Here is a 5,844-nt window from a genome sequence, read left to right on the forward strand (position 1 = left end):
GGATATATTCCTATAGTTAGGAATTTTTTTAATTTAGTCACATTACTAACATTAATTTGCATTTTTTATTTTGACGATTTTGAATATCTACCTATTTCTATGTTGCTTGCATCATATTCGCCATTAGTCTGGTTAATACAAAAAATTTGTTCTTATAAAAAGATTTTTGAATGGCTCAAAATACCAAAATGGCTAATTAATGATTTGCCGGGAGATTTTTGCTCAAATTTTGTGGTTGATTTAGACACAAAAGCAAAAGGAGTTCTTGCATCAAGCATTATAAAGAATCATGAGCCTAGACCAAACGATGTGGTAAAAGCTTGTGAAAAGCTAAATTATAGAGCTAAAGTGTTAAAATAATAAATATAACAAAGCATTTAAGAGTGATTCCCAACGCTTGGCATTTTTCATTCCATCGTTGGGTTTTGTGTTTTCGGTGGTATGGTCAAGGTTCGTGGTAGCGTTGCTCACACCTTAATGCGGCGTTAAATTATTAGGAGTATGATAGTGGAATGGATCACTAGCGAGAATACCTATGAAGAGTCTTGGCGTAGGTTATTAGAGTTTGCGAACGTTGAGTTGGCGATTGAAGCTATTGGTGGTTTTCATGGAGAGCCGACAAAATCAACCTTGCCCTATTATCGAAAGCAAGCTGAGCAGGCGCGTGTTGCGCTACTCCAAGCGAGAGAATACTTCGAAGCGGCTAAAGCATCTTCGTTATATACCCAACCTAATCACTTATATTATGGCTCGGTAGCACTTTCCACAGCGTGTATGTTAATCCGTGGCGATGGTACTAAATCATTAGACTACTTGAGAAAAGAATCTAAAAATTCACATCATGGGCTGGACTTTACTTTTTCATCAGACTTAAATCGTTCAAAAATCGGTTTGAGCTTATTGGAAAACTGTTATGTGAAAGTTTGCCCCAATGGGCACTTTTCTAATTGGTATAGCACATTACAAGATAGCCAATTAGTTTCTGCGATTAGCCACCGCATTACAAGGTATGGTCGAAACCGTAATATGAATTATGTAGGAAATTACCTTATCCCAGAGTTTAGTGACCTCAATGGACTAAAAAAAGACTTAATGTTCATATTAAAAAGGCTACCAGACCTACATTCCGACTTGGGCAGATATGGTGTTCTTGTAGACAGCGCTAGAGGAGAGCACCAAGTATATCATGATGAAGTTCGTGCTTGTAAATATAGTGAGTTTGTGTTTCATTCCGCACCAAGTTATGAATCACTTTTGAATGTAATTGAGAACTTTAGGTGTGATAGTGGTGTTAATTTTTCTTTTGATATCCCTGATGGTAGTACTTCAGGAATAGTTACTTCAAGAATAGATAAAGAATGGAGCTTTTCGTTCCCAGACTCACGAACTACATTAGACCATAAGACAATATTTTACGCAGAACCGATAAATACACCTGAGGTGGTGGATTTATTTTTAATTAGCTATGTTCTTAGTATGTTGTCCAGATATTATCCGGATATTTGGATATCATTCATTGAATCGCACTGCAAGGGTGCAAAACTTGTAGAGCGCATTGTTAGAATTCTCCAGCTTAAAATGCCAAACTTAATGCTAAATCAAATAACGGGTAATGAGCTTGTAATTTCTAACCATCGTCCGCCTTGGCACTAATTTAACAAGGCATTTAAGAGTGATTCGCAACGCTTGGCATTTTCGCTTCGCTCAAGTATAGCCAAGCGCCGCTCACACCTTAATGCGGCGTTATACCATTTTGGGAAAGTTAGGTATTAGATGAAAAGAGAAGAACAAAGTCGTTTTCTAATTTTGTATGCATTGAGGTTTCTAACTGGTACTGCGAGCAAAAAGGAAGTCTTAGACTGTATTGATGAAAACTCGTGGCTCAATTATATCGATTCTGACCTGGAAACTCTTTCAAGTCGCAATGAACTGCGATGGCGTAATGAATTTGCGTTCGTGCGACAGCACCTAGTTCAAGAAGGATACTTATCCAGTGAGTCAACTAGGCTTTGGGAGCTTACACCGGATGGAAGCCAGTACTTAGAAAGTTTGCTCTCGATTGTAAAGTCCAGTGAAAACCTTAGCCGTATTGATCGTGCCTCTGTGTTTGGTGATGATATCGATTTAAACAGCGTCAACTCGCTTGAGTTAATCTCAGACCTAGGTTTGGAAAATGAAACTGTTGAAGTTAAGCGCCAGCAGATAAAACGTTATCAAGGTATCGTCAAGAAACTAAAAGACAAATACCAAAACAAGTGTCAAATCAAGTCTTGTCAGTTTTCATTTGTAAAAAGCAACGGAGAGCATTATTCGGAAGCCCATCATCTAAAACCATTGTCGGAAGGCGGTGGGCAGCATGAGGAAAATGTTGTAATACTATGTGCTAATCATCACCGAATGCTCCATTATGCAGACGTTGTAGTAGGTGAATTAGAACATGACGAGAGAATTATAGAAATCAATGGAATCAAAGAGTTGGTCGTGTATCAAATGCTATAACAAGCAATTTAAGAGGGATTCACAACGCTCGGCATTGTTGCTTCTACTTCAAATTTAGTGTTTATAGCACAATGCTTTAGGTTTGGATGGAGGCGTTGTTCACCCCTTAATTGGGCGTTAGGGCAATTAGGAGACTATGTTTGGATATTGAGCAAAAACAATTTTGGGCTGAAATCGATGAAATTTGCTATCGAGCATCCATACTTGGAAGCAATATGTTGTTTCGTGGTATGGCTAATAGTAATTACCAACTAGTACCTTCGATTGCGAGGGGAACGAATGAAGGTGTTGGTGGTGATATCGAAAGTTTAGAAAGAGATATGCTTTCTGAGTTTAAGCGTTTGACCTTACCAACGTTGACATCTCAGCCGACTAGTGATTTTGAATGGCTCTTTTTAGCACAGCATTATGGTTTGCCTACAAGGCTTTTAGATTGGACAACCAATCCTATGGTTGCATTATTTTTTGCTGTCGAGTCAGAAGATGATCATGATGCTTGCTTGCACATTGTAAAGCACATGGTTACAGATGATTACGCAGACTATGACTATAAAACGGCTGATGTTAGCGAAGAAGCAAAGAAAAGATCGTATGCTTTAAAGATTTTCAAAATGCAACCAGAACAAGGCGAAGTAATTTTTATTCGTCCTAAATATACTGATAGTCGTTATGTTAATCAAAAGAGCATATTTTCATGCCCGAAAAACCCTTTCGAGCCATTAAAGCTCGACAACCATAATATCTTAGAAATTAAGTCTCAATGGAAACCTTTTATCCGAGATAGGCTGAAGATGATGGGGATATCACATAGCTATATTTATCCAGGAATAGAAGGTGTTGCAAAGGAAATTCGAAAGCATATGTATGAACCTGTTCAAATGGGTAGGCATAAAATAATCACATCTAGGGCTATCATGTAGCATTGCCCTAACAAACAATTCAAGTGGATTCTCAACGCGTGGCAGTTTTACTATGCGTTGAGTAAAGTGTTTTACGGTGCAATGCAGCGGCTTAGCCAGTGCGTTGTTCACCACTTAATTGGGCGTTATGTTTTTAGTTGAGGCCAGTGAAATGGACGAATGGGTTTTAAAGCAATTGCGAGCTCAGGTGATTTCTGATTTAAAAAATCATATTTCTACTGGATATTTTAGTCAGAATTTAGAAAGTATGGCATTCAGTGATGCCTTCAAAAATCATGAGTATCTTTCAATCGAGAATAAATGGGGATACCTCGCAGCTAAAGTAGGTAAAAAAATTTACTTTGATCAGTCAGAAAATTTATTACCTCGAGAGCTAGCAGCGTGCGATGTTCTAATGAACTTAGGATTCTTGGCGTCATCAAAAGCTTGCCTGAATGTTTGCGAACAAATAGAACAAAAAGCGATTGAGAATGGAGTATCAGATGGGAATTCTGGAAAAGTGGCTAATCAATTCAAAAATCAACATATACCTACTTATCATATGAACATAAAGGGTGCACTTGAACAGTATTTACAGCACCTCAGTGAAGAAGAAGCAAAGCCTTATCTTTCTCTGCTTTCTGAAGTAAGTAGGCATCGGACTCACAAGCCCCAAATTACTGAAGATATTCTTGAGATTAAACCTAACTTCATGGGTATCGGACTGAATTTAAATGCATTATTGCGTAGAGCTAGGAGAAAAACATAACAAACGCTTCAAGAGGGACAGCCAACGCGTGGCAATTTTATTATGCGTTGGTTTGTGTGATTACGGTGTTATGCGGTAAGTTGATAGTAGCGTTGTCTGCCCCTTAAGCGGGCGTTATACCGCAATCAGTCGTTGAGCCTTGTCATTGCTTTTCTGTATACATCGCTATGTTCACGTTTACCTACTGCTAAAACGGTAACAATAACTACGTCGTCTTGCACTTTGTATACTAAGCGATAGCCAGATTGGCGTAATTTGATCTTATACATGTTCTCAGCCCCGGATAATTTGGATGCAGGAACATGTGGGTTAGCTAAACGCTCAATCAGTTTTTTCTTAAATTGCTGTTGCAAAGTAGCGCCGAGTTTTTTCCACTCTTTAAGTGCGCTACTTTTAAATTCAAGATTATAAGTCATCGATACTCACCGAAATGCTTGATTCAGACTCGCGTTCTTTTGCTATAGCAAGTAGCTCAATATCTTCAAGTTTGTCCATCATCATTTCATATGCGGCAGCTGGCACACAGTAAAATGCTGGCTCATTTCGGTTTAGCACGGCTACTGGTTCACCATAAGCACTTGAAGCAACCTTCATTGGGTTCGCTTTAAACTCAGTAATACTTGCAGCAACATCAGCCAATATTCTAGTGGTCATTTAAAAGCTCCTTAAAGCGGTCTTTAATTTGGTCATTTTAGTTGCAAACAAGCGGTATAACAAGGTGTTTAAGACGGATTCGCAACGCTCGGCGGCTTCAGTTCAAATTTTTGCATATGTGTTTATGGCACAATGTCTTTAGTTTTTGTGGTAGCGCTGCTCACCACTTAACACAGCGTTATGCAACTCAGGTAAATTTAGGGGTTCAATCTTTTGGGATTTCTCCGGCTATTCGTTTTGTGTTGTCGGCAAATGAGCTTTTATCCTCAGATTCTTGGTTAACTCAAACCGTAAAACAGGCAAGTTTCTTGGTTTGCCTCAATCATTTTTAGCGTTGGCGCGTTGTGAATTTAGTGGGTGTAAAGTGCGGAAAGGGCAAGTTAATCGATTATTTCGTACTTGTTGAAGATTTCGCTCGTTGAGTTTGTTTCATTCAAAAGCTTGGTTTGTTGTTGAAAGGTGGACTTTGTTTTGGCGGCTCATTTATCACAGTTCTTGCTTGGGTTGATTCTTGAATCACTCAACCATTGCAATTGTGGCTTTTGGTCGTGTAAATTCAGTTTATCTTATCGAATTTGCATAACAAACGGCTCAAGAGGGATTGCCAACGCGTGGTGACTTTAGTGCAAAATTGAAGTTCAGTGTTTACGGTGTGTTTTTTGAGTCCGGCGGTGCGTTGTCAACCCCTTAGCCGGGCGTTATATTTTAATTGAGATTCGAGATCATGGAAGAAAGAATTCAGACTTATTTGAGCGAGTATCTAAGCTCATTACCTAGTGAAACTGCGGAAAAATATACTTCTTTCAGTGCGGACTATTTCTGCGCCGATAAGTACAACGCCAATGTATGTGCAGACTTAATACTGCGCGGAGAAAAGCGTGCCTCGTGTAGCCTGGAGTATTGGTACAGTCACGAAGGGGAACCTATGCCAGAAGTTGGTCATCTTCAAGTAGTGACGAACTGGGACGGTAAACCAATCTGTATCATCGAACTCACCTCAGTCAGTAAGTGTAAATACAGCGA

8 protein-coding genes are annotated in these 5,844 nt (G+C 39.1%); 6 read left to right on the forward strand and 2 right to left on the reverse strand.

Annotated elements, in window-relative coordinates:
* The 5 genes from AACQ42_RS16840 to AACQ42_RS16860 all read left to right on the forward strand — a co-directional run.
* The coding region (locus AACQ42_RS16840) for a hypothetical protein (RefSeq protein WP_176429717.1) at positions 1 to 360 on the forward strand (360 nt) is incomplete at its 5' end.
* Between the two features lie 147 nt (positions 361 to 507).
* Complete coding sequence (locus tag AACQ42_RS16845; protein WP_176429718.1) at positions 508 to 1,653, forward strand: YaaC family protein; 1,146 nt, start codon at positions 508 to 510, stop codon at positions 1,651 to 1,653.
* Positions 1,654 to 1,773: 120 nt separating this feature from the next.
* Complete coding sequence (locus AACQ42_RS16850) at positions 1,774 to 2,499, forward strand: winged helix-turn-helix domain-containing protein (RefSeq protein ID WP_094166169.1); 726 nt, start codon at positions 1,774 to 1,776, stop codon at positions 2,497 to 2,499.
* 140 nt (positions 2,500 to 2,639) lie between these two features.
* The gene (locus AACQ42_RS16855; RefSeq protein WP_094166170.1) at positions 2,640 to 3,419 is read left to right on the forward strand and encodes an FRG domain-containing protein; all 780 of its coding nucleotides are present in this window, start codon (positions 2,640 to 2,642) and stop codon (positions 3,417 to 3,419) included.
* A gap of 151 nt (positions 3,420 to 3,570) precedes the next feature.
* On the forward strand, positions 3,571 to 4,167 hold the full coding sequence (locus AACQ42_RS16860) for a hypothetical protein (protein WP_141195668.1): 597 nt from the start codon (positions 3,571 to 3,573) through the stop codon (positions 4,165 to 4,167).
* A gap of 125 nt (positions 4,168 to 4,292) precedes the next feature.
* Here the strand turns inward: AACQ42_RS16860 and AACQ42_RS16865 are convergent, their stop codons facing one another.
* The gene (locus AACQ42_RS16865; protein WP_081245531.1) at positions 4,293 to 4,583 is read right to left on the reverse strand and encodes a type II toxin-antitoxin system RelE family toxin; all 291 of its coding nucleotides are present in this window, start codon (positions 4,581 to 4,583) and stop codon (positions 4,293 to 4,295) included.
* Positions 4,573 to 4,821 (reverse strand): type II toxin-antitoxin system Phd/YefM family antitoxin, encoded by a 249-nt coding sequence (locus tag AACQ42_RS16870; protein ID WP_081245532.1) that lies wholly within the window; start codon positions 4,819 to 4,821, stop codon positions 4,573 to 4,575. Before AACQ42_RS16870 ends, AACQ42_RS16865 begins: the two co-directional genes overlap by 11 nt.
* 724 nt (positions 4,822 to 5,545) lie before the next feature.
* Here AACQ42_RS16870 and AACQ42_RS16875 point away from each other — a divergent pair.
* On the forward strand, positions 5,546 to 5,844 hold a 299-nt coding region (locus AACQ42_RS16875), incomplete at its 3' end, for an ASCH domain-containing protein (RefSeq protein ID WP_141195669.1).

This window comes from Vibrio sp. V12_P9A6T4, from assembly GCF_963874835.1.
Taxonomy (GTDB): domain Bacteria; phylum Pseudomonadota; class Gammaproteobacteria; order Enterobacterales; family Vibrionaceae; genus Vibrio; species Vibrio anguillarum.

Coding starts and splice junctions, on each gene's coding strand:
- AACQ42_RS16860 (WP_141195668.1), top strand. CDS start 3,571: ATGGACGAATGGGTTTTAAAGCAATTGCGAGCTCAGGTGATTTCTGAT.
- AACQ42_RS16850 (WP_094166169.1), top strand. CDS start 1,774: ATGAAAAGAGAAGAACAAAGTCGTTTTCTAATTTTGTATGCATTGAGG.
- AACQ42_RS16865 (WP_081245531.1), bottom strand. CDS start 4,583: ATGACTTATAATCTTGAATTTAAAAGTAGCGCACTTAAAGAGTGGAAA.
- AACQ42_RS16870 (WP_081245532.1), bottom strand. CDS start 4,821: ATGACCACTAGAATATTGGCTGATGTTGCTGCAAGTATTACTGAGTTT.